This is a genomic window from Cryobacterium algoritolerans, assembly GCF_004402785.1.
Taxonomy (GTDB): Bacteria; Actinomycetota; Actinomycetes; order Actinomycetales; family Microbacteriaceae; genus Cryobacterium; species Cryobacterium algoritolerans.
The window spans coordinates 130,757-155,138 of record NZ_SOFP01000046.1 but is presented as its reverse complement, the minus strand read 5'-3'; the positions used below and the strand labels follow the sequence as shown (position 1 = coordinate 155,138).

At 67.7% G+C, this 24,382-nt stretch carries 22 protein-coding genes and 1 tRNA gene; 6 read left to right on the top strand and 17 right to left on the bottom strand.

Annotated elements, in window-relative coordinates; genetic code table 11:
• Window positions 1-95 precede the first annotated feature (95 nt).
• From E3O19_RS09205 to rplU, 12 genes are all read right to left on the bottom strand, one after another.
• Window positions 96-881: a DUF4158 domain-containing protein gene (locus tag E3O19_RS09205; protein ID WP_241981287.1), complete on the bottom strand. Its 786-nt coding sequence runs from the start codon at window positions 879-881 to the stop codon at window positions 96-98.
• Between the two features lie 197 nt (window positions 882-1,078).
• A tRNA-Ala gene (locus E3O19_RS09200) sits at window positions 1,079-1,154 on the bottom strand.
• 73 nt (window positions 1,155-1,227) lie between these two features.
• Entirely contained in the window at window positions 1,228-1,605 is a 378-nt protein-coding gene (rsfS, locus tag E3O19_RS09195; RefSeq protein WP_134567027.1) for a ribosome silencing factor, read from the bottom strand.
• Between the two features lie 40 nt (window positions 1,606-1,645).
• Window positions 1,646-2,599, bottom strand: coding sequence for a hypothetical protein (locus tag E3O19_RS09190; RefSeq protein WP_134567026.1), 954 nt, complete (start codon window positions 2,597-2,599; stop codon window positions 1,646-1,648).
• Window positions 2,596-3,189, bottom strand: a complete 594-nt coding sequence (gene nadD, locus E3O19_RS09185; protein ID WP_134567190.1) for a nicotinate-nucleotide adenylyltransferase — start codon at window positions 3,187-3,189, stop codon at window positions 2,596-2,598. The genes E3O19_RS09190 and nadD overlap by 4 nt, the downstream gene beginning before the upstream one ends.
• Before the next feature lie 13 nt (window positions 3,190-3,202).
• Window positions 3,203-3,403: a hypothetical protein gene (locus E3O19_RS09180; RefSeq protein WP_134567025.1), complete on the bottom strand. Its 201-nt coding sequence runs from the start codon at window positions 3,401-3,403 to the stop codon at window positions 3,203-3,205.
• Window positions 3,404-3,475: 72 nt separating this feature from the next.
• The gene (locus tag E3O19_RS09175) at window positions 3,476-4,747 is read right to left on the bottom strand and encodes a glutamate-5-semialdehyde dehydrogenase (RefSeq protein WP_134567024.1); all 1,272 of its coding nucleotides are present in this window, start codon (window positions 4,745-4,747) and stop codon (window positions 3,476-3,478) included.
• A 42-nt stretch (window positions 4,748-4,789) separates the two neighbouring features.
• On the bottom strand, window positions 4,790-5,605 hold the full coding sequence (gene proB / locus E3O19_RS09170; RefSeq protein ID WP_134567023.1) for a glutamate 5-kinase: 816 nt from the start codon (window positions 5,603-5,605) through the stop codon (window positions 4,790-4,792).
• Between the two features lie 13 nt (window positions 5,606-5,618).
• The gene (gene proB, locus E3O19_RS09165; protein WP_134567022.1) at window positions 5,619-6,428 is read right to left on the bottom strand and encodes a glutamate 5-kinase; all 810 of its coding nucleotides are present in this window, start codon (window positions 6,426-6,428) and stop codon (window positions 5,619-5,621) included.
• Window positions 6,425-8,002, bottom strand: a complete 1,578-nt coding sequence (obgE, locus tag E3O19_RS09160) for a GTPase ObgE (protein WP_134567021.1) — start codon at window positions 8,000-8,002, stop codon at window positions 6,425-6,427. Before obgE ends, proB (E3O19_RS09165) begins: the two co-directional genes overlap by 4 nt.
• Before the next feature lie 76 nt (window positions 8,003-8,078).
• Window positions 8,079-8,336, bottom strand: a complete 258-nt coding sequence (gene rpmA / locus E3O19_RS09155) for a 50S ribosomal protein L27 (protein WP_134507497.1) — start codon at window positions 8,334-8,336, stop codon at window positions 8,079-8,081.
• 19 nt (window positions 8,337-8,355) lie between these two features.
• Window positions 8,356-8,664, bottom strand: a complete 309-nt coding sequence (rplU, locus tag E3O19_RS09150) for a 50S ribosomal protein L21 (RefSeq protein WP_134447928.1) — start codon at window positions 8,662-8,664, stop codon at window positions 8,356-8,358.
• Window positions 8,665-8,862: 198 nt separating this feature from the next.
• Between rplU and E3O19_RS09145 the strand changes: the two genes are divergently transcribed.
• Window positions 8,863-9,153: a DUF4031 domain-containing protein gene (locus tag E3O19_RS09145; RefSeq protein WP_134567020.1), complete on the top strand. Its 291-nt coding sequence runs from the start codon at window positions 8,863-8,865 to the stop codon at window positions 9,151-9,153.
• A gap of 132 nt (window positions 9,154-9,285) precedes the next feature.
• On the opposite strand, the gene E3O19_RS09140 is transcribed toward E3O19_RS09145, so the two are convergent.
• Entirely contained in the window at window positions 9,286-12,033 is a 2,748-nt protein-coding gene (locus E3O19_RS09140) for an Rne/Rng family ribonuclease (RefSeq protein ID WP_241981286.1), read from the bottom strand.
• Between the two features lie 280 nt (window positions 12,034-12,313).
• Here E3O19_RS09140 and E3O19_RS09135 point away from each other — a divergent pair, with 280 nt between their 5' ends.
• Window positions 12,314-12,913, top strand: a complete 600-nt coding sequence (locus tag E3O19_RS09135) for a vitamin K epoxide reductase family protein (protein ID WP_134567018.1) — start codon at window positions 12,314-12,316, stop codon at window positions 12,911-12,913.
• A 109-nt stretch (window positions 12,914-13,022) separates the two neighbouring features.
• Here E3O19_RS09135 and ndk read toward each other — a convergent pair whose 3' ends face one another.
• From ndk to ileS, 4 genes are read right to left on the bottom strand one after another with little or no spacing between them, the layout of a single operon-like run.
• Complete coding sequence (gene ndk / locus E3O19_RS09130; protein ID WP_134567017.1) at window positions 13,023-13,445, bottom strand: nucleoside-diphosphate kinase; 423 nt, start codon at window positions 13,443-13,445, stop codon at window positions 13,023-13,025.
• On the bottom strand, window positions 13,442-13,780 hold the full coding sequence (locus tag E3O19_RS09125; protein WP_166804526.1) for a DUF4233 domain-containing protein: 339 nt from the start codon (window positions 13,778-13,780) through the stop codon (window positions 13,442-13,444). The genes ndk and E3O19_RS09125 overlap by 4 nt, the downstream gene beginning before the upstream one ends.
• Complete coding sequence (locus E3O19_RS09120) at window positions 13,777-15,153, bottom strand: bifunctional folylpolyglutamate synthase/dihydrofolate synthase (protein WP_134567015.1); 1,377 nt, start codon at window positions 15,151-15,153, stop codon at window positions 13,777-13,779. The genes E3O19_RS09125 and E3O19_RS09120 overlap by 4 nt, the downstream gene beginning before the upstream one ends.
• On the bottom strand, window positions 15,146-18,658 hold the full coding sequence (gene ileS, locus E3O19_RS09115; protein ID WP_134567014.1) for an isoleucine--tRNA ligase: 3,513 nt from the start codon (window positions 18,656-18,658) through the stop codon (window positions 15,146-15,148). The genes E3O19_RS09120 and ileS overlap by 8 nt, the downstream gene beginning before the upstream one ends.
• Window positions 18,659-19,040: 382 nt before the next feature.
• Between ileS and E3O19_RS09110 the strand changes: the two genes are divergently transcribed.
• The 4 genes from E3O19_RS09110 to E3O19_RS09095 are packed head-to-tail and all read left to right on the top strand — an operon-like array spanning window position 19,041 to window position 24,374.
• Entirely contained in the window at window positions 19,041-20,690 is a 1,650-nt protein-coding gene (locus E3O19_RS09110) for an ABC transporter substrate-binding protein (protein ID WP_134567013.1), read from the top strand.
• Window positions 20,687-21,709: an ABC transporter permease gene (locus E3O19_RS09105; RefSeq protein WP_420898599.1), complete on the top strand. Its 1,023-nt coding sequence runs from the start codon at window positions 20,687-20,689 to the stop codon at window positions 21,707-21,709. The genes E3O19_RS09110 and E3O19_RS09105 overlap by 4 nt, the downstream gene beginning before the upstream one ends.
• On the top strand, window positions 21,706-22,569 hold the full coding sequence (locus E3O19_RS09100) for an ABC transporter permease (RefSeq protein WP_134567012.1): 864 nt from the start codon (window positions 21,706-21,708) through the stop codon (window positions 22,567-22,569). Before E3O19_RS09105 ends, E3O19_RS09100 begins: the two co-directional genes overlap by 4 nt.
• Window positions 22,566-24,374, top strand: coding sequence for a dipeptide ABC transporter ATP-binding protein (locus tag E3O19_RS09095; protein WP_241981285.1), 1,809 nt, complete (start codon window positions 22,566-22,568; stop codon window positions 24,372-24,374). Before E3O19_RS09100 ends, E3O19_RS09095 begins: the two co-directional genes overlap by 4 nt.
• Window positions 24,375-24,382: the final 8 nt, after the last annotated feature.

Genomic DNA, 24,382 nt, shown 5'->3' with positions numbered 1-24,382 from the left:
CCCAGCGACCTGGGCCCGTTCTCGACTCGCGCGGAGAACGGGCCTTCGCCTTTGCCGGATCACAGGCCCAGGCCACAAAGGGCGAGACACCTGCTTCACGCAGTTACGGCATCCACTCGATCAGCTGCGCATCGGCAGGCACGTAAAATGGTCCCCGCACCCAAGGCCTGTAGGCGTGTCAGCCGGTCCAACTGCCGCAGCAACTCCGGCACCGAGACCCGCGAGGGCCCTGTCCGCAGTCTTTCCCACGCAGTCAGCCTGGAACCGTCCTCGACGCGAAGCAAGGCCTCCAACCCCCGGATCAAGTTGGGCCCGGCCGCGTCAACCAGCACGGCATAGAGCCGGTCACTCGCGCCAGCACGGACCTCTGCAACCAGACGCGTCAACGCGGAGACGCCAGGAAGAAGGACCTTCCGCTCACGCAGCCAGAGGGCCGCGCGTTCAAACAAACGCACTGGCCCCTCCGACGACGTCCACGCCCGGGCCGACAGGAACAGCCTCAGCTCCTCGTACTTCACCGGATCAGCGAAGTCCACGTACCCATAAAAGGCAGAAATCTCCGCAGCATGCTCGTAGCCGGTCTGTCCCCGCTGCGCGTAAAGCTTGAGAGTGGAAGCATCCGCAATGCCCAGTTGCTCGGCCAAGGATTCCACCACCGGCCAAGGGACAACCAACGGATCCGTCAGGAACCGGCCTACTACACGGACCGTGGCCAGTTGAACAGCGAATCCCAGACGGTTGTGCATCACCCGCCGCCGGCCGGCCACCGACAGATCAGCATCGTCCAACCAACAAAAGCGCTCCAGGTCCTCCCGCGATACCTCATCAGGGAATCGGCCGAACCCGGCGACCTGCTCATCACTTAGAAAATCAACCGCCATGCCACCAATCCATAAGCCCCGGACCACTTAGCGTGAATTTCCGTACCGATCCTCCTCAGACGCCGGCTCCGCAGGACTGACGAGACCGGCGGGCACCGAAATCCCAGCCTCGGCGAGGATCTGGAACAAGAAAAGGACCAGATCATACAAAAAAGACCCGCTCAGTGAGCGGGTACTTCTTGTCCAACGGTGTTGCGTGGTGGATCCGAGGGGATTCGAACCCCTGACCCCCTGCATGCCATGCAGGTGCGCTACCAGCTGCGCCACGGACCCAGATTGTGTTTCGGATTCCCCCGAAACAACTTCTCTAGGCTACTACATCCCGAGCCCGGTGGAGTACCAGCTGCTACTCCTGCACATTGTGGGCGGGCAACTCGATCGGAACGACCGGGCAGTCCTTCCACAGGCGCTCGAGGGAGTAGTAGACGCGTTCCTCTTCGTGGAAGACGTGGACAACGAGGTCACCGAAGTCAACGAGGATCCAACGGCCCTCGGCGCGGCCCTCGCGACGCAGGGGCTTGTGGCCGGCCTCCGTGAGCTTGTCTTCGATCTCGCCGGCGATAGCCACGACGTTGCGCTCCGAGCGGCCGGTAACGATCAGGAAGATGTCGGCGAGCGGAAGGGGGTTCGAGACGTCGATTGCGACGAGGTCCTCCCCCGCCTTCGAGTCTGCGGCGGCGGCGGCCAGCTTGAGGAGCTCGAGAGCATGGGCAGAAGCTGTCATCGAATGAATCCCTGGGATAGTGAGAGCGAATGAAGTGGCATTAGAAGATCTTGAGGACGTAGCCGGCGATGAAGAGCGCAACGACGCCGAGAGCGAGCACTCCCACCGTGATGGTCAGGACGGTGGGAAGTGTCACCCCGCGCTTGGCCGGCGGCGCCATAACACCCCTGGTCGAGGCGTGGGTGCTGACGGCGCGGCTCGCACTCACCGGGGCGACGTCGCTGTGGTGACCGCTCTCGTCGAGCTGGTCGAGCATGTGGTCCATCTCGGCGGAGTCGAAAAGATTCGGATGCGCGCCCGTCGACCCGAGACTGCGGGGCAGGTCGATCGAGCCGGTGATCATGATCTCGCCGGTGCTGGTCAGCGGTCCCGAGGTCGTGCCCTGATGCGGGATCAACGGCAGGATAAGGGCGTTGGTCGTCGTCGGAATTCCGCCGGCGCTGATGCCACGGGACATCAGCTGGTCGAACGGTTCGATCGGCGATGCGGAGGGGATGGAGCCGTCGTCGTCGTCACGATCGAGGGACCAATGTCCCACCGGCGGGTGGAGTACACCGGGGCGGACCCGGGCCGACGAGGAAGAGGACTTCGATTCGACAAGGAACTCGACGGGAACAGGCTGCTTCGCCTTGACGACGGGAGCCGGGGTACCCTGCAGCTCGACCGCGATCGGCTCTGACTGGCCCGATTCGTCGTCGTGGCCCTGAGCCAGCTGCACGGCGCGCAGTTCACGACGGGTCAGCGTTCGTTTGGGGACGGGTTGGCGTGGAGCGCTCACCGCCGCGGCCCAACCGGACTTTGTCGCGGGCGGGGCGAACGCGGATGCGACGGCGGGCTTGTCGGGCGCCGCGGTCTGTGCCGGGGTGGATCCGGAGGAGTGCGTGGGAATGTGGTTCGACGAATTCTGCTGGTCTGCCGAGGCAGGCTCGTGCCCCTGGGCCAACTCGCGCGCTTGACGACGCGTCAGTGGCTGTGGGTCATTACCCAACGTCATGCCACACTCCGATACAAATGATGCTTTGAGATATACTGGACGACCCCATCGGGGACCAGATACCAGACCGGGAATCCCCGGTTCACACGTGCCCGGCAGTCTGTGGACGAGATAGCCAAAGCCGGAACTTCCAATAAGCTTACGTCTTGGTTGGGTAATCCCGAAACGCTCAGCTCATGTCCCGGACGACTCACAGCCACGAAGTGCGCGAGGTCCCAGAGCTCCTGGACGTCTTTCCAGCTCAGGATCTGCCGGATCGCATCCGCCCCGGTGATGAAGAAGAGTTCGGCGTCCGGGCGCTGGGCGTGCAGGTCGCGAAGGGTGTCGATCGTGTAGGTGGGACCGGTCCGGTCAATGTCGACCCGGCTCACCGTGAAACGCGGATTCGACGCCGTGGCGATGACCGTCATCAGGTAGCGGTGCTCGCTGACCGTGACATCGGGCTTCTGCCACGGCTGTCCGGTGGGCACGAAAATCACCTCGTCGAGGTCGAAGCTCTGGGCCACCTCACTGGCCGCCACGAGGTGCCCGTGGTGGATCGGGTCGAAGGTGCCGCCCATCACCCCGATTCTCAGGCGGCGCGCCGGCATCGAAACGACAGCCTCAGTGGTTGGCGCGCGCGCCGCCGTGGGCGTCGGCATATGCCTTCGCCTTGGCCTGGTGGCGGTTCGCCACGTCGCGGTAGGACCAGACGACGACGCCGAGCGCCGCGAAGGTCACAAGCGCGATCAGGCCGTAGACGAACGTCGGCATGGGCAGGGCGACGTGTTCGGCCTGCGCGAGCACTTCGTTCAGGAACGACATGGGTTCTCCATTCAGAGACGGTTAACGGGCACCCGGCAAGAGCGGACGACTCCGAGAGTATTCTAGCGGGGCCTACACTCGCACCTGGCCCGAGCCACGCACGATCCATTTGGTACTGGTGAGCTCCGACAGACCCATCGGCCCTCTGGCGTGCAGTTTCTGGGTCGAAATACCCACCTCGGCACCGAATCCGAACTCGCCACCATCGGTGAACCGGGTTGAGGCGTTGACCATGACGGCGGCGGAGTCGACCTCGGCCAGGAAACGTTCGGCGTTGACCACGTCGTTGGTGATGATCGATTCAGTGTGCCCGGTCGAATACCGGCGGATGTGCGCGATCGCGTCGTCGAGGGAGTCGACGACGGCCACGGAGACCTCAAGGCCCATGTATTCGGTGCCCCAGTCTTCCGGTCTCGCCGGCACCGCGGCAGGGAATATCTCCTGCACCCGCAGGTCGCCGTGGATTGTGACGCCGGATCCGGTGAGCCTTGCCAGCACGCCGGGGAGCAGCCGGGCCGCGGCATCACGGTGAACGAGCAGGGTCTCGAGAGAATTGCAGACGCTGGGCCGCTGAACCTTCGAGTTGTGCACGATCTCCACCGCCCAGTCCGCGTTGGCGCTCTCGTCGAGGAAGATGTGCACGACGCCCGCACCGGTCTCGATCACGGGCACCTTCGACTGGTTGACCACCGCCTGGATCAGCCCGGCACTTCCCCGGGGAATGAGCACATCCACATAGCCGCGGGCCTGCATCAGCTCGGTGGCACCATCGCGCCCGAACGGGTCGATCGTCTGCACGGATTCCGCGGGCAGCCCGGCTGATCCGATCGCCTGCTGCAGGAGTCTGACGAGAACCCGGTTGGTGTTCTCCGCGGCAGATCCGCCGCGGAGCACGACGGCGTTGCCGCTCTTGAGGGCGATCGCGGCGATGTCGACGGTGACGTTGGGTCGCGCTTCGTAGATGACCCCGACCACGCCGAAGGGTACCCGCACCTGGCTGATCTTGATGCCGTTGGGCAGGTTCCTCCCCCGCACCACCTCGCCGATCGGGTCCGTGAGCAGGGCGATCTGGTCGACGGCGGCGGCGAGTCCTTCGATCCGGGACTCGTCCAGACTGAGGCGGTCGAGCATCCCGGCGGACAGGCCGTTCTCGCGGCCGGCGGAGAGGTCGACCCGGTTGGCGGTGAGGATGTCGGAGATGTTTCCGCGCAGCGCGGCGGAAACGGTGGCCAGAGCACGGTTCTTCAGCTGGGTTGGCGCGGCCGCGAGGGCAACCGACGCCCGCCGGGATGCCTCGAGGATGGGCGGGAGCTGGGCAGTGTCGGTCAGGGTCTGTGAGGACATCCCGGCAGCCTACGCGACCAGGCTGCCGGTCGGCTGGGTGGTTTACCCGAACGGGCTGCCGGACGGCGGGATGAGCGCCTCGGTGCTCGGTTCGAACCAGGTACCGACCAGGTCACCGCGGAGCGCCTCGGCGACCAGCGACGTGGAGGTGACGAGGACGGCGGTGCCGGCGTCGGCCGCGATCCGGGCCGCAGACACTTTGGTGCCCGCTCCCCCGGTGCCCACGCCGGAACGGCTCCCGCCGAACTCGACGCCGGGCAGCCGGTCCCCGGGGCTCACGTGGGAGATCGGCTCGGCACCTGGCAGGTGCGGCGGGCGGGTGTAGAGCGCATCGACGTCGCTGAGCAGCACGAGCAGGTCCGCCTTGATCAGGGTGGCGACGAGGGCGGCCAGCCGATCGTTGTCGCCGAAGCGGATCTCATGGGTCGCGACGGTGTCGTTCTCGTTGACGATCGGCAGGATGCGCAACCCGAGCAACCGGTCCATGGCCCGGTGAGCGTTGCTGCGGTGCGACGGGTTCTCGAGGTCGCCGGCGGTGAGGAGCACCTGGCCGGCCACGATGTCGTACCGATCGAGGCTGTCCTGGTAGCGGAAGATCAGCAGGTTCTGGCCGACGGATGCCGCGGCCTGCTGGGTGGCGAGATCGCTTGGCCGTTCATCGAGCTGGAGGTAGGGCATTCCGGTGGCAATGGCGCCGGAGGACACGAGCACGATTTCCGCGCCGCGCCCGTGGGCGGCCGCGAGGGCGTCGACCAGAGGGGCGATCTGTCCGGCGTTCGGTCCGCTGATCGACGAGGAGCCGACCTTGACGACGATGCGCGCCGCCGACGAAATCTGGTGCCGTGCGAGCACGCTCACTCCCCGACCCGGATCACAGGAGCGCGCGCCCCGGTGCGGTGGGCATCGGCTCGAACCAGGTGCCGACCTGTTCACCGCGGAGGGCGGCGGCGGCCAGCCCGGTCGCGGTCACGAGCACGGCCGTGCCGGCGGATGCGGCCAGCCGGGCCGCCTTCACCTTGGTGTTGGCCCCGCCGGTTCCGACGCCGCCGTCAGCCTTGGTGGCCCCGAATTCCATCCCGCCCAGTTCCGCGTCGAATCCGATGTGGTCGATCCGTTCGGCACCGGGCAGGTGAGGAGGCTTAGTGTAGAGGGAGTCCACATCGCTGAGCAGGAGCAGCAGGTCGGCCCGGATGAGCACCGAGAGCATGGCCGCGAGGCGGTCGTTGTCTCCGAACCGCAGCCCATAGGTGGCCACGGTGTCGTTCTCGTTCACGATCGGCATGATCCGCAGGTCGAGAAGCCGGTTCACCGCACGCCGGGTATTGCTGCGGTGCGGTTCATTGAGAAGATCCCCCTCGGTGAGCAGTACCTGCCCCGCCGCGATGCCGTGCCGGTCCAGGGTCTCCTGATAGCGGGCGGTGAGCACGTTCTGTCCCACGGAGGCGGCCGCCTGCTGGGTGGCCAGATCGCTCGGTCGCCCGTCGAGATTCAAGTGGCTCATCCCGCTCGCGACGGCCCCCGAGGACACGAGAACCACCTCGACGCCGCGGCCGTGCGTTTCCGCGAGGGCTTCAATCAGTGGGGCGATCTGGTCGGCGTTGTCACCGCTGATCGAGGAGGAACCGACCTTCACCACGATCCGCCGGGCCGAGGAAACCTGGGCGCGGGCGCGGGCACTCATTCCGACCCGCCTTCCTTCTTTCCCTTCACTGGGACTGAACCGTCGCCGGTCACGTCGCCGTTGAATTCCTCTTCGCCGGTTGACCACATGCCGGCTTCGCGTTCGCGGATGAGTTCGGCTCGGGCGGCCGCCTTGGCGTCCATCCGTCCGAAGTACTCCTCGCGACGCTCGTTGCTCGTGCGGCGCTTGGAATCGTCGAGCCGGGTGTCGGTTCCTCGGGGTGCGGTGATCAGCTCGGCCGTGGAGGTGAGCGTGGGCTCCCAGTCGAAGACGACTCCGTTGCCGGGGCCGATGATGACCGTCGACCCGGCGATGGCGCCGGCCTTGAACAGTTCGTTCTCGATCCCGAGCTTGGCGAGACGGTCCGCGAGAAAGCCGACCGCTTCGTCGTTGGTGAAATCGGTCTGCTGCACCCATCGTTCGGGCTTGGTCCCGATGATCCGGTAGATGTTGCCGAACGAACCACCCTCGACCTTGACGACGAATCCGCTGTCGTCGACGGCCTTGGGGCGGATGACGATGCGCGGCTTGCCGGCCTGGGTCGCGGCCGCTTCGACCCGTCCGGCTTCGACGACCTCGGCCAGCGCGTAGTTGAGCGCCCGGAGGCCCTCGTGGCTGACCGTGGAGATCTCGAACACGCGGTAGCCGCGCGCCTCGAGGTCACCTCTGACGAAATCCGCGAGTTCGCGGGCCTCCGGCACGTCGATCTTGTTCAGCGCGATGAGCTGCGGTCGGTCGAGAAGCGGCTTCTGGCCCTCGGGAACCGGGTATGCGGCCAGTTCGCCGAGGATCACGTCGAGGTCGCTGAGCGGGTCGCGATCGGGGTCGAGGGTGGCGCAGTCGAGGATGTGCAGCAGCGCGGTGCAGCGCTCGACGTGGCGGAGGAACTCGAGGCCGAGTCCCTTGCCCTCGCTGGCACCCTCGATCAGGCCGGGAACATCTGCGACGGTGTACCGCACCTCGCCGGCGTCGACGACGCCGAGGTTGGGGTGCAGGGTGGTGAAGGGGTAGTCGGCGATCTTGGGGCGCGCGGCCGAGATCGCGGCGATCAGGCTGGACTTACCGGCCGACGGGTAGCCGACGAGCGCGACATCCGCCACTGTCTTGAGCTCAAGCTGGATGTCACCTTCCCAACCGTAGGTGCCGAGGAGCGCGAAACCCGGGGCCTTGCGTTTGGTCGAGGCGAGGGCCGCGTTGCCGAGCCCGCCCTGGCCGCCTGGCGCGACAACGATGCGGAAGCCGGGTTCCGTCATGTCCGCGAGTTCATTGCCCTCGGTGTCCTTGACGACGGTGCCCAGCGGCACGGAGAGTTCCATCAGGTCACTGGCGTAGCCGGCGCGGTGGTCGCCCATCCCCGGCCCGCCGTTGGAAGAGCTGCGGTGCGGAGAACGGTGGTAGCCGAGCAGCGTGGTCACCTGCGGGTCGGCGACGAGTACGATGTCGCCGCCGTTTCCGCCGTTTCCACCGTCGGGGCCGGCGAGGGGCTTGAACTTCTCCCGCTTGACGGAGACACAGCCGTTCCCTCCATTGCCCGCTCGCAGGTGCAGCGTGACGTGGTCAACGAATGTGGCCATGGGGTGCCCCTTTCAGGTGGCGAAAACACGTCAGGGCGGGCCGAAGCCCGCCCTGACGTTCAAGAGTTGTGGATGCCTACGCGGCAGCCACCACGATGTTGACGACCTTGCGGCCGCCCTTTGCACCGAACTCAACCGAGCCGGATTCCAGGGCGAAGAGCGTGTCGTCTCCACCGCGGCCGACGTTGACGCCGGGGTGGAAGTGGGTGCCGCGCTGGCGAACGATGATCTCGCCCGCGCTGACAACCTGACCACCGAAACGCTTCACGCCGAGGCGCTGCGCGTTGGAGTCGCGACCGTTGCGAGTGGAACTCGCACCTTTTTTGTGTGCCATCTGTTCTTCTCCTCAGGCCTTAGGCGATGCCGGTGACCTGAACGCGGGTGAGCTCCTGACGGTGCCCCTGACGCTTCTTGTACCCGGTCTTGTTCTTGAACTTCTGAATGACGATCTTCGGACCACGGAGGTCGTTGAGGACCTCGGCGGTAACCGTGACCTTGGCCAGCGACTTCGAGTCAGAGGTGATCTTGTCGCCGTCGACGAGAAGCACGGCGGCCAGCTCGACGTTGCCGTCCTTATCAGCCTTGATTCGGTCCATCGTGACGATGGTCCCGACCTCTACCTTCTCCTGCCGCCCACCGGCGCGCACAACTGCGTAAACCACGTTACGTACCTAACTCTGGGGAGCCGTGAGGCCCCGATTCCTAAGATGGAAAGTTACTGCGTTGAACAGGCCAAGTCGGCTCGTCGCTGTCAGAAAACCTTGGTGACCGCGCGGGCTCAGGCCCATCGCACACCAACAGTCGACTTTAGCTGATCCACCTGCCACGGTCAAACCGAACCGTGAACATAGAATCTGGTGATGACCGTATTGATCGACCGTCCCATCTGGCCCGCCCACGGCACCGTCTGGTCGCATCTGGTCAGCGACACCTCGCTGGACGAATTGCATGCCTTCGCTGCCGCCAACGAGATTCCCCGTCGCGGATTCGACCTTGATCATTACGACGTGCCGGCGCGCCTCTACGACTCCCTGGTGGCCGCTGGGGCGCAACCGGTCGGCAACCGTGAGCTGGTGCTGCGCCTGCGCGGAAGCGGACTCAGGGTGAGCGCCCGGGAGCGCGCGAACCGTCCGGAGCATCAGAGGCCCTGATCACCGATGAGCGGAGCCTGGAAGGCCGACGCCGCGGTACCAACCTCCTTCGGTCCCCACTCCATGAACCTAAGCGACCGATGAAGGCCGGGCTGAAGCCGGGTCCTCCATCGGTCTCCTGGGACGAAACCGTTACTGCTGAGTGTCGGTCCCGGGGGTCACAATGGCCTGCACCGTGGCGGTCGAGCCACCGGCGGTCGTGACGCGGCGGCTGCGCGAGCGACCCTGGCCCGGCTGCTTGGGCTCGGGGAGAGCCTCGAGAACCGAGTCCAGGAGCTGGTCGGTGACCTGTTTGCTGACCGTGCGGCGGCTGCGTGGGGACTTCGTCACCGGGATGTCGAGGATGGCCACGGAATCCGAGGCGTCGTCGACCAGTGGCACGGTCGCCACAGCCTCCACCGTGTCGGTGCGCGATCCTCGCGGGTCCGCCGACGCATCCTTGGCCGGGCCGGCGGTGGCCTGGGTGGCCGCAACCAGGATGGGCGAAGCCGTCTCGGTTGTTGCGGAGTCGACGGCCGCCGCGATCGGGTTCGCCAGGGTGGCCGGAACGACCGGGATGGCACCGGTCAGGGAACGCGTGATGGTGCGCGCCGCGATCAGCGCCAGGGCGTGCTTGGCGTCTTCGGTGATCCCGTGTGTGCCGACGGTGGACTTGGTGGGTTCCGATTGCTGAGTGCCGTTGCCGCCACCACCGCGGTGACCGCTGTCACCGCCGTTGCTGCTCCGGTGACCGCTGTCGCCGCCCCGGCTGCCGTTGTCGCCGTTGCCGTTACTGCCGTTGTTGCCCGACTTGCTGCGCGGGCGACGCTCCATGGCGGGCTGCGCGGTCTGCCGGTGCTTGACGACCGGGTCGTGATGGATGACGATGCCACGTCCGGCGCAGGCTTCGCAGTTCTCGCTGAACGATTCGAGCAGTCCGAGCCCGAGCTTCTTTCGGGTCATCTGTACGAGGCCGAGCGAGGTGACCTCAGCGACCTGGTGCTTGGTGCGGTCCCGGCTGAGGCACTCGAGCATCCGGCGGAGCACGAGGTCCCGATTGGTCTCGAGCACCATATCGATGAAGTCGACGACGATGATGCCGCCGATGTCGCGCAAGCGGAGCTGGCGCACGATCTCCTCGGCCGCTTCAAGGTTGTTCTTGGTGACGGTCTCCTCAAGGTTTCCGCCGGAGCCGACGAACTTGCCCGTGTTGACGTCGACGACCGTCATGGCCTCGGTGCGGTCGATCACGAGCGATCCACCGGACGGCAACCAGACCTTGCGGTCGAGTGCCTTCTCGATCTGCTCCGAGATGCGGTACTCGTCGAAGGCGTCGACCTCTACGTCGCCCTCGGCCTCGGCCTCGTAGCGTTCGACTCGCTCGACCAGGTCAGGGGCCACCTGGCGCAGGTAGGCCTCGATGACATCACGCGAGTCGTCACCGGAGATGACCATCTTCTGGAAGTCCTCGTTGAAGACATCCCGAACGATCTTGATCAGCAGGTCGGGCTCGCTGTGCAGCAGGGACGGCGCCTGGACCGTGTCGACCTGTTTGGCGATGGATGCCCACTGCGAGGTGAGGCGATTGACGTCGAGGGTCAGCTGCTCGTCCGTGGCACCCTCAGCAGCGGTGCGAACGATCACGCCCACGTTGTCGGGGAGAACCTCCTTGAGGATCTTCTTCAGGCGGGTACGCTCGGTGTCCGGCAGCTTGCGGCTGATCCCATTCATCGAACCGTTGGGCACGTAGACGAGGTAGCGGCCGGGGAGGGAGACCTGGCTGGTCAGCCGTGCGCCCTTGTGACCGATCGGATCCTTGGTGACCTGGACGAGTACCTTGTCGCCCGGCTTCAGAGCGAGTTCGATCCGGCGGGCCTGGCTGCTGTTGCCCGAGTTCTCGGCGGCGGCATCCCAGTCGACCTCGCCGGAGTAGAGCACGGCGTTGCGGCCGCGGCCGATGTCGACGAACGCGGCTTCCATGCTGGGGAGCACGTTCTGCACCCGGCCGAGGTAGACGTTGCCGATGAGCGAGGCATCCTGGTTCTTGGCCACATAGTGCTCGACGAGAACGCCGTCCTCGAGGACGCCGATCTGGATCTTGTTGTGCCTGGCGCGCACGACCATGACCCGGTCGACGGCCTCACGGCGGGCGAGGAACTCGGCCTCCGTGATCACGGGCCTACGCCGCCCGGCATCGCGGCCGTCGCGGCGACGCTGCTTCTTGGCCTCGAGCCGGGTGGATCCCTTGATCCGCTGGGGTTCGGTGATCAGTTCGGGTTCGCGCGGTGTGCGCACCCGCACGACGGTGTTCGCCGGGTCGTCTGAGCCGGAGCGGCCCTCGTCGCCGGTGCGCCGGCGGGCTCGGCGGCGCACGGTCGACGCTTCATCGCCGTCGTCGTCCTGATCCTGGCGCTGGCTGTCCTGGCGCTGGCTGTCCTGACGGCCGTCCTGGCGGAAACCGTCCTGGCGGAAACCGTCCTGACGGGAGGCACCCTGGCGGCCACCGGTGCGGGCCGGGAGCGGGAGGATGTTCGGTGCCTGGAAGAGCAGGGAGGTCGACGGGCGTCGCACCTCGCTCTGTTCGACGGGCAAGGTCGTGAGGTCCACGGTGGAGTCCTGTTCCGCTGGGGTCTGGGGCTGGGCCTCGAAAGCGGTGTTCGATTCGGCCCGCTCGTCGGTGGTGATCGCGGCACTGGTCCGCGCCGTGCTGGTCCTGGTCGCGCGGGTCGGCGCGGCGCCTGTCGGTGCCGTCGCGTCGGCGGGCGGGGCGTCATCCGTCACGACGGGCTGTGGCCGAGCGGCCACCTCCGGCGTCATCGATGCTGCCGCGGATGCCCGTCGGCTGGTCCTGCGACCGCCGAATAGGCCCTTGCGCTTCTTGTTTTCGTTGTCTTCCACCATCGCTGGTGCGCTCCTTGACCGGTTTTGGGCGACCGCGCCACCCATCCGGCTACTCTCTCGTGCGAGGTTTCTGCTTGCGCAAAAGCCTCGGGAATCCTCTTCGTTCGCAACCGGCTCTTGGCTCTGATTGCTAATACCTTTGGTCGTGGGACCAATGAATCTGGGCGTTCGCTGCCCATTAGGCCTTCTCTGGCGTCAGCTTGAGCGCGGCTCAAGCGACTTCTTCGATTATCGCACGCATTCTCAGGATCAAGCGCGAGGCGCATGACATAATCCGAGGGTGCCACAGCCCGAGACGTCCAAGCGCCCCGTTGGGCTCGCAATCTTGCTCATCATCGGCGGTTTGATCGCCCTGACTGCGGCCTTCCTGCTCACTCTCGACAAGATCCACATCCTTGAGGATCCCCAGGCCCAGCTCTCCTGCAACTTCAGCGTGCTCGTGGGCTGCAGCACCAACCTGGGCTCGTGGCAGGGCGCCATCTTCGGCTTCCCGAACCCACTGATCGGCCTGGTCGGCTGGAGCGTCGTGATCACGATCGGCGCCGGCATCCTCGCCGGGGCCCGGTTCCCCCGCTGGTTCTGGATCGGCCTGAACGTGGGAGTCACCGGTGCGATCGCGTTCGTGGTCTGGCTGATGGGCCAGAGTTTCTTCGTGTTGGACGTGCTCTGCCCGTGGTGCATGGTGACCTGGGTCGTGACCATTCCGGTCTTCCTTGCGGTCACGCTGCACAACCTCAAGGAGGGGAACCTCCCGGCATCCGCCGCGGTGCGCCGCTTCGCCGCCGGCGCCCACTCCTGGATCGTCGTGATCACGATCGGCTGCTACCTGGCGGGCGCGACCATCGCCCAGGTGCAGATGGACTTCCTGCACCGCCTCTGAGCCAGGCCGACCGCGCGCGTGGCGGCCTGCTCCGTCACGTCGGCCAGGTGTGGGGAAAACCGCCTCCGCACGATTGGGAGGCGGCTTTTCTCACGGTCCGGCCAGAGGTCTAGTCGAACCAGAGGGCCAGTTCGCGGGCAGCCGACTCGGGCGAGTCGGAGCCGTGTACGAGGTTCTGCTGCACCTTTCCGCCCCAGTCGCGGCCGAGGTCGCCGCGGATGGTCCCGGGTGCCGCGGTCGTCGGGTCGGTCGTTCCGGCGAGGGCGCGGAAGCCCTCGATCACGCGTTCACCGGCGATCCGGAGCGCGAGGACGGCCCCGCTTTCCATGAACTCGACGAGCGGTTCGAAGAACGGCTTGCCCTCGTGCTCGGCGTAGTGCGCAGCGAGCAGGGACCGGTCTGGCTCGACCAGCTTCACGTCGACGAGGGAATAGCCCTTCGCCTCGATCCGGCGCAGGATCTCGCCGGACAGGTTGCGGGCCACGCCGTCCGGCTTCACCAATACGAGGGTTTCTTCGATCTGGGTGCTCATGAGCTCTCCTTCTGGTTGTCTATCCTGGTGCCGACGACCATGCAGTACGTCCACATGGCGGCAAACATTGCGCCAATAAAAAACATCGTGGGGTTGAGGAAACCGGTGGCGATGACGATGGCCTGGATGCCCCAGCCGGCGTAATACGACCAGCCCCGGCCGAGCAGGCCGATGACGGCGACCATGGCGAGGCAGAGCGCCGCTCCCCCGCCGAGCGCGAGCCAGGCAGGCAGGGCCCCGAGGCCGAAGATGACCAGCGCGGCGAGGAACACGACGATGATCTCGAAGCCGAGCACGATCGAGGCCAGCGACCGTTTCACCGAGCGTTGGCTCATTTCTTCAGCCATTCCCGGGCGTCGGCCAAGGCGATCGCCTCGCCGACGAGGGTGATCGACCCGGTGACGATGACGGCGCGGCGTGGGGACTCCTCGGCCCAGTCCCTGGCGGAATCGAGGGCCTGGCCGAGGTCGTCAAACCGGATCGTGATGTCATCCCCGGCCGTGCGCGCGACCAGGTCGGCGAGGTCGTCGACGGGGATGGCCCGCTCGGAGTGCGACGCGGTGACGTGGAATCGGCCGACGACAGGCTCGAGCGCGGCGATGATCCCGGCGGCGTCCTTGTCGGCGAGGATGCCGACGACGGCGAGGATCTCGTCGAAGTCGAAGTAGTCGTCCAACGCCGCGGCCAGGGCGGCCGCTCCGTGCGGATTGTGCGCGGCATCCACCAGCACGGTCGGGTCGATGCCGACCAGCTGCAGCCGGCCGGGCGAGGTGGCGGAGGCGAGGCCCTCCTCAACGAGGTCGTAGGCCAGCTCCTGGCTGCCGGCGCCGAGGAACGATTCGACGGCGGCGATCGCGACGGCCGCGTTCTGCGCCTGGTGGGTGCCGTAGAGCGGAAGGAAAAGGTCGGAATAGGTTCCGGCGAGGCCGCGCACCGAGATGAGCTGCCCGCCCACGGCGACCTGGCTGGCGAGCAGGGCGAAGTCTTCGCCCTCGCTGGCCAGGGTCGATTCGGTCAGTTCGACGGCGCGTTCGAGCTCGGCCTGCGCCGGCTCGGCCTGCGCCGCCGTGACGACGGATGCCGCCGGCTTGATGATCCCGGACTTCGTGCGGGCGATCTCCGCGATGGTGCTCCCAAGGCGCTTGGTATGGTCCAGGGCGATCGGCGTGATCACGGCGACCTGCCCGTCGGCGACGTTCGTGGAGTCCCACTCGCCGCCCATCCCGACCTCGATCACCGCGACCTCGACGGGGGCATCGGCGAAGCAGGCGAAGGCGAGAACGGTGAGCGCCTCGAAGAAGGTCAGCGGTTCGTCGCCCGCGGCGGTGAGCTCGTCGTCGACAATCCGCAGGTACGGGGCGATGTCGTCCCAATTCGCGGCGAGGGCCACGTCGTCGATCGGCTCACCGTCGATCACGATGCGCTCGTTGAGCCGCACGAGGTGCGGGCTGATCAGCAGGCCGGTACGCAGGCCGTAGGCGCGGAGCAGGCTCTCGGCGATCCGGCTGGTGCTGGTTTTGCCGTTGGTGCCGGTGATATGGATGATCGGGTACACCGTCTGCGGGTCGCCGAGCAATTCAAGGACCCGCCTGGTCGGTTCGAGGCGGGGCCGCGGGGACCCTTCGCCGACACGGGCCAGCAGAGCGGCGTACACGGCGTCGCCGGCGCTCCGCCCGGCGTCGTCGGCTTTTGCGCTGGACTTAGACATGGATGAGTCCGTTCTCTCTGGCGACGGCGACGAGCACGGCACCCAGGTTGGCGTACTGCCCCGCTTCGAAGCGCACGTAGTGTTCGACCGGCGCACCCACCAGGCCGCCGAGCCATTCCGACGGCAGGGTCGCGTCGAGCTGCTCGGAGCCCGCGTCGCTCGCGCGATGGGTGGCAAAGCGGGTGGTGAGGGTTTCTGCCGGCAGGTCGACCCCCGAGGCCAGGGCGAAGGTGGCCATGTCAGCGTCGTCGAAGAAGACCAGGTCGAGGCGGATGCGGTCGCTCACCTCGAATCCGGCGGACTTGCGGGTGTCCTGCACCGCGCGGATCAGGTCCCTGGCGAATCCCTCGGCCTCGAGCTCCGCGGTCGTCTCCGTGTCGAGCAACACGAAACCGCCGCCCTGGAGCAGGGCGAGAGCGGTCGTGTCGCCGGACTCGGCGCCCCGGCCTGCTTCGGCGGCCTGGCCGCCGGTCTGCAGCACCAGCTCGTACTCCCCCGGGGCCAATTCGATCCCGCCGGCGGTGACAACGCCGTCGGTCTCGCTCCACTCGCCGGCGCGGGCGGCCCTGATCACGTGTTGCACCTGCTTGCCGAGACGCGGGCCTGCTGCCCGGGCGTTGACGTTGAGCCGGGAAGTCACGCCATAGGCGGTGGCGCTGTCGGCGGCGAGCTCCACCAGGGTCACGTTCTTGACGTTGAGCTCGTCGCGCAAAATGGCCTCGAACGGCGCCATCGCCACCGTGTCGGTGGTGACGACGGTCAGGTTCGCGAGCGGCAGGCGCACACGCAGCCCGGCCTGCTTGCGCAGGGAGAGCACGGTGGAACTGATGGTACGCACCTGGTCCATGGCGGCGACGAGCACATCATCGGCGGGGAACAACTCAGGGTCGGGCCAGTCCTCGAGGTGCACGCTGCGGCCACCGGTGAGTCCCTGCCAGATGCGCTCGGTGACGAGCGGGAGCAGGGGTGCGGCAACCCGGGCAACGGTTTCGAGCACGGTATACAGGGTGTCGAAGGCCTCGGTGCTGTCACCGGGCTCTGCCACCGCCCCGGTGGTCGTGGCTGCCCCGGTGGTCGAGCCTGCCCCGGTGGTCGAGCCTGTCGAGACCCCGGTCGCTCCGACCCAGAACCGGTCGCGGGACCGGCGCACGTACCAGTTGGTGAGAACGTCGGCGAAGTCCCGGAGCCGGGCGGACGCCTGGGTGCTGTCCAGGTTTTCGAGGTCGGCGGTGACGTCCACGATCAATGCGCGGGTCTTGGCCAGCAGGTAGCGGTCGAGCACGTCGGTGGAGTCGGTGCGCCAGCTCGCGTCGTAGCCGTTCTCGCCTGACGCGTTGGCGTAGAGAGAAAAGAAGTACCAGGTGCTCCAGAGCGGGAGCATGACCTGGCGGGCACCCTCGCGGATGCCTTCCTCCGTGACGATGAGGTTGCCGCCGCGCAGCACGGAGGAACTCATCAGGAACCAGCGCATCGCATCCGACCCGTCCCGGTCGAACACCTCGTTCACGTCGGGGTAGTTGCGCAGCGACTTCGACATCTTCTGCCCGTCGCTGCCGAGCACGATGCCGTGGCTGACGACGTTCTTGAAGGCCGGACGGTCGAACAAGGCGACCCCGAGCACGTGCAGCATGTAGAACCAGCCACGGGTCTGACCGATGTACTCGACGATGAAGTCGGCGGGGTTGTGACTGTCGAACCAGTCCCGGTTCTCGAACGGGTAATGCACCTGGGCGAACGGCATCGAGCCGGAGTCGAACCAGACGTCGAGCACATCCGTGATGCGCCGCATGGTGGACTGCCCGGTCGGGTCGTCAGGGTTCGGCCGGGTGAGCTCGTCGATGTACGGGCGGTGCAGGTCGGTGGGGCGCACGCCGAAGTCGGCTTCGAGCTCGTCGAGGGAACCGTAGACGTCGATCCGCGGGTAGTCGGGGTTATCGCTCTTCCAGACCGGGATCGGCGAGCCGAAGTAGCGGTTGCGGCTGATCGACCAGTCGCGGGCGTTACCGATCCACTTGCCGAATTGACCGTCCTTGACGTTCTCCGGGACCCAGTTGATGTCCTGGTTGAGCACCTCCATGCGGCCCCGGAAGTCGGTGACCCGCACGAACCAGCTGGACACGGCCTTGTAGATGAGGGGGTTGCGGCAGCGCCAGCAGTGCGGGTAGGAGTGCTCGTAGCTGGCCTGGCGGAGCAGGCGCCCCTCGGCGCGGATCAGCTGGGTGAGCGGCTTGTTCGCGTCTGACCAGAGCAGGCCGGCGACCTCCGGCACGTCGGGCAGGAACTTCCCGCCGTCGTCGAGCGAGATGATCACCGGGATGCCGGCGGCCTCGCAGATGCGCTGGTCCTCCTCGCCGTAGGCGGGCGCCTGGTGCACGATCCCGGTGCCGTCCGCGGTCGTGACGTAGTCGGCGACGACGACGGTCCAGGCGTTCCGGGTGCCCCAGACCGCGGTGTCCGCGTAGTAGTCGAAGAGCCGGTCATAGGAGACACCCTCGAGGTCGCTGCCGAGAACGGTGCGGGAGATCGCCGCGGTCGCGTCGGCGGCGGACTCATAACCGAGGTCCTTGGCGTAGTTGCCGACGAGGTCGATCGCGAGCAGGTACTCGGCGCCGAACACCTCGGCGGCGGCATCCGTTCTGCCGGTCTCCTCGCGGAGGACGGTGGCATCCGGGGTGCCGTTCGGGCCGGCCGGCACGACGGCGTAGACGATCCGCGGGCCGACGGCGAGCGCGAGGTTGGTCGGCAGTGTCCACGGAGTCGTCGTCCAGGCGAGGGCGCGCACGGCGGTGAGGCCGAGCGCCTCCGCCTTCGCCCCGACCAGTGGGAACGTGACCGTGACCGTCTGGTCCTGGCGCATCTTGTAGACGTCGTCGTCCATCCGCAGCTCATGGTTGGACAGTGGGGTCTGGTCACGCCAGCAGTACGGCAGCACCCGGTAGCCCTCGTAGGCGAGGCCCTTGTCGTGCAGCCGTTTAAAGGCCCAGATCACGGACTCCATGAAGGTGATGTCGAGCGTCTTGTAATCGTTTTCGAAGTCAACCCAACGGGCCTGGCGGGTGACGTACTCTTCCCACACCTTCGTGTACTTGAGCACGGAGCTGCGGGCGACGGCGTTGAAGGCGCCGATGCCCATCTTCTCGATCTCGCTCTTGTCGACGATGCCCAGCTCGCGTTCGGCCTCGAGCTCGGCCGGGAGCCCGTGGGTGTCCCAGCCGAACCGGCGGTGCACCTGTTTGCCGCGCATGGTCTGGAAACGCGGAAAAAGGTCCTTCGCATACCCGGTCAGGAGGTGGCCGTAGTGCGGCATGCCGTTGGCGAATGGCGGCCCGTCATAGAAGACCCACTCGGGCGCACCCTCCCGATTGTCGATCGACGCCTGGAAGGTGGCGTCGTCCTTCCAGAACGAGAGCACCTCGGTTTCGAGCTGGGGAAAGTTCGGCGACGGCACGATGGAGCCGGGCTGCCGGGCTGCCGAACCTGTTTGCTGACCTGCGGGGTACGTCATGCTTCTCCTGGACGAGTCGGGCAGTTTCTGATTCCTGCTTCGCGCAGGCCTGCCCTGTTCCACGAGGACGCCGACTCCGAACGGGATCCGCCGCGGTACCACCTCGCTTGCCGCCCGGGTGAGCGGGCGACCGCTTGTTCAGAGGCTGTGACGGGCCCGACCCGTTCGGTTCTAGCAGACCCCGGAGGGCCGTTCTTCCGAAGACTCACCGGTGATGGCCGGATCATAGTCATGCGCTTGCGATTCTACCCTGCCGCATCCGCCGGGTGGAATTCCAGGTCGCCACCCGATGTTTTACGATGGGACATTGGCGACCCACTACGGGTCGACTCCTCGACCAGCACACTCGGCCGTTCCCCTGCCGTGAAAAGAGACTCCTCTCATGCATTCCTGTATTCATTCTCACCGTTCGGCCGCCATCGGGGCCGTCCTGGCCGCCGGCCTCCTGCTCACCTCGTGTGCCGCCTCCCCCGGTGCCGGCGGCGGCACCCCGGTGAAGGGTGGCACCCTCACCTACGCGTCGGGAGACGCCGAGCCCACCTGCCTCGACCCGCACGTCGGAGGCAACTACCCGCAGGCCCTGGTCAGCACGCAGTACCTGGAGTCGCTGGTCTCCCGGGACGGCAACGGCGCCATCATCCCCTGGCTGGCGAAATCCTGGACGGAGAGCCCCGACGGACTCGCCTGGGAGTTCACACTCAAGGACGGCGTCACGTTCACGGACGGGACCCCGCTCGACGCTGCCGCCGTGCAGGCCAACGTGGCACACCTGCAGGACCCGAAGACGGGTTCCTCGACCGGCTACCTGGCGCTGGCGAAGGTCACGAGCACCGAAGCCGTCTCCGCGAAGGTGGTCAGATTCACCCTGAGCGCACCGGACAGCGCCCTCCTTGAATCGCTCACCCAGCCGTGGCTGGCGATCGAATCCCCGACGGGCCTGGCCCGTGGCATGGATGAGAACTGTGCGGCCCCGGTCGGTACCGGCCCGTTCAAGGTCGAGAGCTGGCAGAAGCAGGATTCGGTCGTGCTCGTGCGCAACGCCACGTACACGTCGCCGCCCGCCGACGCCGACCACACCGGCCCGGCGTACCTGGCCAGGATCGTCTGGCGGTTCATCCCCGACTCGGCATCGCGGTTCGCGGCCCTCCAGGCCGGTGACGTCGACGTGATCGACAACGCCCAGCCCGACACGATCGTGCAGGCGGAGAAGGGTGACTCGATCACCCACCTCGACGCGCCCCGGCCCGGAGCCTCGAACCGAATCGAGTTGAACTCGTCCCGACCGCCGTTCAACGACCCGCGCGTGCGCGAGGCGTTCATCCGCTCGGCGAACGTCGACGATGCCGTCACCAGCCTCTTCCAGGGCACGGCCAAGCGGTCATACTCCACACTCAGCAGCGTAGAGGCCACCGCGGTCCAGCGACCCGACCTGTTCGGCTACGACGCCAAGGCCGCCGACAAGCTGCTAGACTCCGCCGGCTGGACAGCCCGCGACGCGGCCGGCTTCCGGGTCAAGGACGGCGTGCGCCTCACCGTCCAATTCCCGGTCAGTACGAACCAGTCCATCCCCGCCGAACGGTCATTGTTCGAGCAGATCCAGGCGACCGCGAAGAAGACCGGCTTCGACGTGGTGCTCACCCCGATGGACCTCGCCAGCTGGTACACGGCGCTCGGTGAGAACGGCTACGACGCCGTCAGCGCTCCATACAGCAAGGTCGGTCCCGACGTGCTGCGCATCCTCTTCGACTCCGCCGGCATCGTGCCGGCCCCCAGCGGCTACTTCGCCAACCACGCGCAGGTGAACGACCCCGAGGTGGACGCACTGCTCACCGAGGCCGCGGCGGTGACGGATGCCGACAAGCGCGCCGGCCTCTACACGCAGGTGCAGAACCGGGTGCTGGAGGGCTTCTACATCCTGCCGCTCTACGACCAGCAGAACCACTACCTGTTGAGCTCCCGTGTCTCCGGCGCCCGCGCGATGCCCACCGTGTCGACTCCCACGTTCTACGACGCCTGGCTGCCCGCCGAGTGACCGGCACCGCGGCAGGGGCGCTGCGGCCTGACGGAGCGCCCCGCTCCGCACGGCCCCTGCGGGCACGCCCGTGGCTCGCCGTGCGCCGTTCGATCCCCGGCCTGCTCGCTGCCCGCCTGGTCGGGGCGGTGTTCGTGCTCTGGGCCGTGGCCACGATCACCTTCTTCGCCATCCGACTGATCCCGGGCGACCCGGCCGAGGCCATCCTCGGCGGTCCGGGCTCGCAGACATCGCCGGAGGCGTTGACCGCGGTTCGGGCCCAGTACGGTCTCGACCAGCCCGTCCTCGTGCAGTACCTGGCGCAACTGGGCCGGCTGGCACGCGGCGACCTCGGCCGCTCCTACGCGCTCAGACAGGACGTCGCCCCGCTCCTGGTCGGCCAGCTCGGCGGGACCCTGTTGCTGGCGGCACTCGCGCTCGTCGTCGCCTGGCTGTTCGCGCTCGTGCTCGCCACCTGGTCAACCCGCGGCGGCCGCTTCGCCTGGTACCTCGGTTCTGGGCTGGAGATCGTCGCAGCGGCACTGCCCCACTTCTGGCTGGCCACCGCGCTGATCGTGCTCTTCAGTGTCTGGCTGGGCGTTCTGCCGCCGATCAGCACACCGGGACCGGCCGGGCTCGTGCTGCCCGTGCTCACGCTCGCGATCCCTCTGGCCGGGTTCCTCGGCCAGATCATGCGCGAATCACTGCTCACCGCGCTCGAGTCACCGTTCGTGCTCTCGGCCAGAGCCCGCGGCGAGGGCGAACGCGGCGTGCGCTGGATCCACGCGCTCCGACACGCGTCGCTGCCGGCGATCAGCCTCTCCGGCTGGGCCTTCGGTTCCTTGATCAGCGGCGCCGTCGTGGTGGAGACCATCTTCGCCCGGCCCGGCCTCGGCCGCACGATACTGAACGCCGTCACGGTGCGCGACGTGCCCGTCGTGATCGGGGTGGTCATGATCGTGGCCATCGGCTACATTCTGATGACGGTCATCACCGACCTGGCCCAGTGGATCGCCGACCCGCGATTGCGCCGGCGATGAGCGACCTCGAGATCCAGGCCGACCTCGGCCGCCAGGCGCGGGCAAGGTCGCCGCGCCGACGCCGGATCAGTGTCGCCGAGGCCCTCGCCGGGGCCTTCGCGCTGTTCCTCATCGCGGCCGCGTTCGCGCCGTCTCTCGTCGCGCCGGGCGACCCGCTCGCCATCGATCCATTGTCGGCCTTCCAGGCGCCGAACCTCGTGCATTGGTTCGGCACCGACGAGTCCGGACGGGACATCTTCACCCGGGTGAGCCACGGCACCGGAGGATCCCTGGTGATCGGCACGCTGGCCACAGGGATCGGCCTCGGCCTCGGGATTGTGCTCGGCACCATGGCCGGGATGCTCGGGCGGATCGTCGATTTCACCGTCAATCGGTTCCTCGAGGTGCTGTTCGCGTTCCCTGGCCTGTTACTGGCCCTGCTCGTCATCCTGGTCTTCGGGCCGGGGATACAGACGGCGACCGTGGCCGTGGGGCTGGCGACGGCGCCCGGCTATGCCCGGATCATCCGGGCCCAGCTCATCTCGGTGCGGTCGGCGGCGTTCGTCGAGGCCGCCACCGTGCTCGGCCGCGGCCGCTGGCAGATTCTGGTGCGGCACATCCTCCCGAACACCCTGGCGCCGCTGTTCGTGCTCGGCACCCTCGGCATCGGGCAGGCCGTCGTCTGGGCCTCGGCGCTGAGCTACCTGGGGCTGGGCGCCGCCCCACCGGCCGCCGAATGGGGCGCCATGCTCTCGGCCGGGCGCACCTACATCACGTCGGCCTGGTGGCTGGCCTTCTTCCCCGGGTTGTTCATCGTGCTCACCGCGGTCACCGCGACGAGCCTCGGACGCGCCCTTGAACGTCGGTTGAGGCACGCATGAGTCCCGGAACCAGCCTCCCGGTCCACCGTCCGCCAACCGGACCGCTCGTCTCCATGCTTCGTGTGCGGGACCTGGCTGTGGGCTTCGGCAGACAGCCCGGAACCGATCCGGTCGTCGCCGGGGTCTCCTTCGACATCGCCCCCGGCGAATGCCTGGCCCTGGTCGGCGAGTCCGGCTCCGGAAAGAGCGTCACCGCCCGGAGCCTGCTCGGACTGGCCGGCGACGGCGCCTGGCTGGAGGCCACGGAACTGGCCATCAACGGCAGCGACGTGATCGGCCTCTCCGAGGCGCAGTGGCGACGCCGGCGCGGCCGTGACGTCGGCCTGGTGCTCCAGGACGCTCTCGTCTCCCTCGACCCGCTGAGACCCATCGGCCGCGAGATCGCCGATTCGCTTCGCCTGCACACCACCCTCGACCGGGCGGCGCGGCGGGCCAGGGTGCAGGAGGTGCTCGAGCGGGTGGGTCTGCCCGACGGCCGTACCCGGGTGCGGCAGCGCTCAGGCGAGCTGTCCGGCGGGCAGCGCCAGCGCGCCCTGATCGCATCCGCGATCGCCCTCGACCCGCCCCTGCTGCTGGTCGACGAACCGACGACGGCCCTCGACCTGACGGTGCAGGCGCAGATCCTCGACCTCCTGGAGAGCCTCAAACGGCATGGGACGGCCATCCTGCTGATCAGCCACGACCTCGCCGTGGTGGGCCGGATCGCCGACCGGATCGCCGTGATGAACGCCGGGCGGATCGTGGAGCAGGGGCCGGCCGCGAGGCTGCTCGCCTCGCCTCGGCAGGAGCAGACCCGGCGGATGATCGCCGCGATTCCCGTCGACAAGCCGCGCGGGACGCGTCTGGCCGCTCCCGTGGACCGGGCGGATGCTCCGGCGAGCCCGCCCGCACCGCCGGCCTTTTACGTCTCAGCGCCGACAATGCCGCCGGCCTCGTCGGCGTCGCCCGCGCCTGCTCCCGCATCTGCCCCTGCATCTTCTCCTGTTCCTTCTCCAGTTCCTTCTCCGGGCGAGGTCGTGCTGGAGGCGGTCGGACTCGTCAAAACCTTCCGGCGACCGGACGGCAGCGACCAGCGGGCGGTGGATGGGGTCTCGTTCAGGCTCGCCCGCGGCACCACCCTCGGCCTGGTCGGCGAGTCCGGGTCGGGCAAGACCACCACGGCGCGGCTGCTGCTGGCACTCGGCCGGCCGGACGAGGGAGAGGTGCGGGTGCTCGGTCGTCCGTTCAGCGCGGCCACCGAGCGGCAACGCCGGCGCCTGCGACCGGAGCTCGGCGCGGTGTACCAGGATGCCCTCAGCTCCTTCGACCCGCGGCTGACGGTCGACGCGGTGCTGCGGGACGCCGTGCGGGGCGCCCGCCACGCTGCGCGGTCCGGGTCGGCCGGGCGCGGGACCGCAGCCCGTGACCGGGCCAGGGTGGCCGAGCTGCTCGACCAGGTGTCCCTCCCGTCGACGCTGCTCACCAGACGCCCCCTGTCACTCTCGGGCGGCCAGCGTCAGCGCGTCGGCATTGCGAGGGCACTCGCCTCCGAACCGCAGATCATCGTCTGCGACGAACCCGTGTCATCCCTCGATGTGACGGTGCAGGCCCAGGTGCTCGATCTCCTCGACGAGCTACAGCGCGAGCGTGGCCTGAGCCTGCTGGTGATCTCCCACGACCTGGGGGTGATCCAGCACGCCAGCGACCAGGTCGCGGTGATGCTGGACGGCCGGATCGTCGAGATCGGGGCGACGACGCAGGTGTTCGGGGCGCCGCAGCATCCGTACACGCAGTCCCTGCTCGCTGCCGTCCCCGGGCTCGCCTGAGGGCGGCA

What these genes read in the sequence shown, in the direction of transcription:
- proB (WP_134567022.1), bottom strand. Translation starts at nt 6,428, where the DNA reads ATGAGTGCCCGCGCCCGCGCCCAGGTTTCCTCGGCCCGGCGGATCGTG.
- E3O19_RS09120 (WP_134567015.1), bottom strand. Translation starts at nt 15,153, where the DNA reads ATGTCTAAGTCCAGCGCAAAAGCCGACGACGCCGGGCGGAGCGCCGGC.
- E3O19_RS09095 (WP_241981285.1), top strand. Translation starts at nt 22,566, where the DNA reads ATGAGTCCCGGAACCAGCCTCCCGGTCCACCGTCCGCCAACCGGACCG.
- E3O19_RS09190 (WP_134567026.1), bottom strand. Translation starts at nt 2,599, where the DNA reads ATGACGTTGGGTAATGACCCACAGCCACTGACGCGTCGTCAAGCGCGC.
- obgE (WP_134567021.1), bottom strand. Translation starts at nt 8,002, where the DNA reads ATGGCCACATTCGTTGACCACGTCACGCTGCACCTGCGAGCGGGCAAT.
- rsfS (WP_134567027.1), bottom strand. Translation starts at nt 1,605, where the DNA reads ATGACAGCTTCTGCCCATGCTCTCGAGCTCCTCAAGCTGGCCGCCGCC.
- E3O19_RS09140 (WP_241981286.1), bottom strand. Translation starts at nt 12,033, where the DNA reads ATGGTGGAAGACAACGAAAACAAGAAGCGCAAGGGCCTATTCGGCGGT.
- E3O19_RS09180 (WP_134567025.1), bottom strand. Translation starts at nt 3,403, where the DNA reads ATGTCGTTCCTGAACGAAGTGCTCGCGCAGGCCGAACACGTCGCCCTG.
- E3O19_RS09145 (WP_134567020.1), top strand. Translation starts at nt 8,863, where the DNA reads ATGACCGTATTGATCGACCGTCCCATCTGGCCCGCCCACGGCACCGTC.
- E3O19_RS09175 (WP_134567024.1), bottom strand. Translation starts at nt 4,747, where the DNA reads ATGTCCTCACAGACCCTGACCGACACTGCCCAGCTCCCGCCCATCCTC.
- E3O19_RS09100 (WP_134567012.1), top strand. Translation starts at nt 21,706, where the DNA reads ATGAGCGACCTCGAGATCCAGGCCGACCTCGGCCGCCAGGCGCGGGCA.
- ndk (WP_134567017.1), bottom strand. Translation starts at nt 13,445, where the DNA reads ATGAGCACCCAGATCGAAGAAACCCTCGTATTGGTGAAGCCGGACGGC.
- nadD (WP_134567190.1), bottom strand. Translation starts at nt 3,189, where the DNA reads ATGCCGGCGCGCCGCCTGAGAATCGGGGTGATGGGCGGCACCTTCGAC.
- E3O19_RS09110 (WP_134567013.1), top strand. Translation starts at nt 19,041, where the DNA reads ATGCATTCCTGTATTCATTCTCACCGTTCGGCCGCCATCGGGGCCGTC.
- E3O19_RS09125 (WP_166804526.1), bottom strand. Translation starts at nt 13,780, where the DNA reads ATGAGCCAACGCTCGGTGAAACGGTCGCTGGCCTCGATCGTGCTCGGC.
- E3O19_RS09205 (WP_241981287.1), bottom strand. Translation starts at nt 881, where the DNA reads ATGGCGGTTGATTTTCTAAGTGATGAGCAGGTCGCCGGGTTCGGCCGA.
- ileS (WP_134567014.1), bottom strand. Translation starts at nt 18,658, where the DNA reads ATGACGTACCCCGCAGGTCAGCAAACAGGTTCGGCAGCCCGGCAGCCC.
- rpmA (WP_134507497.1), bottom strand. Translation starts at nt 8,336, where the DNA reads ATGGCACACAAAAAAGGTGCGAGTTCCACTCGCAACGGTCGCGACTCC.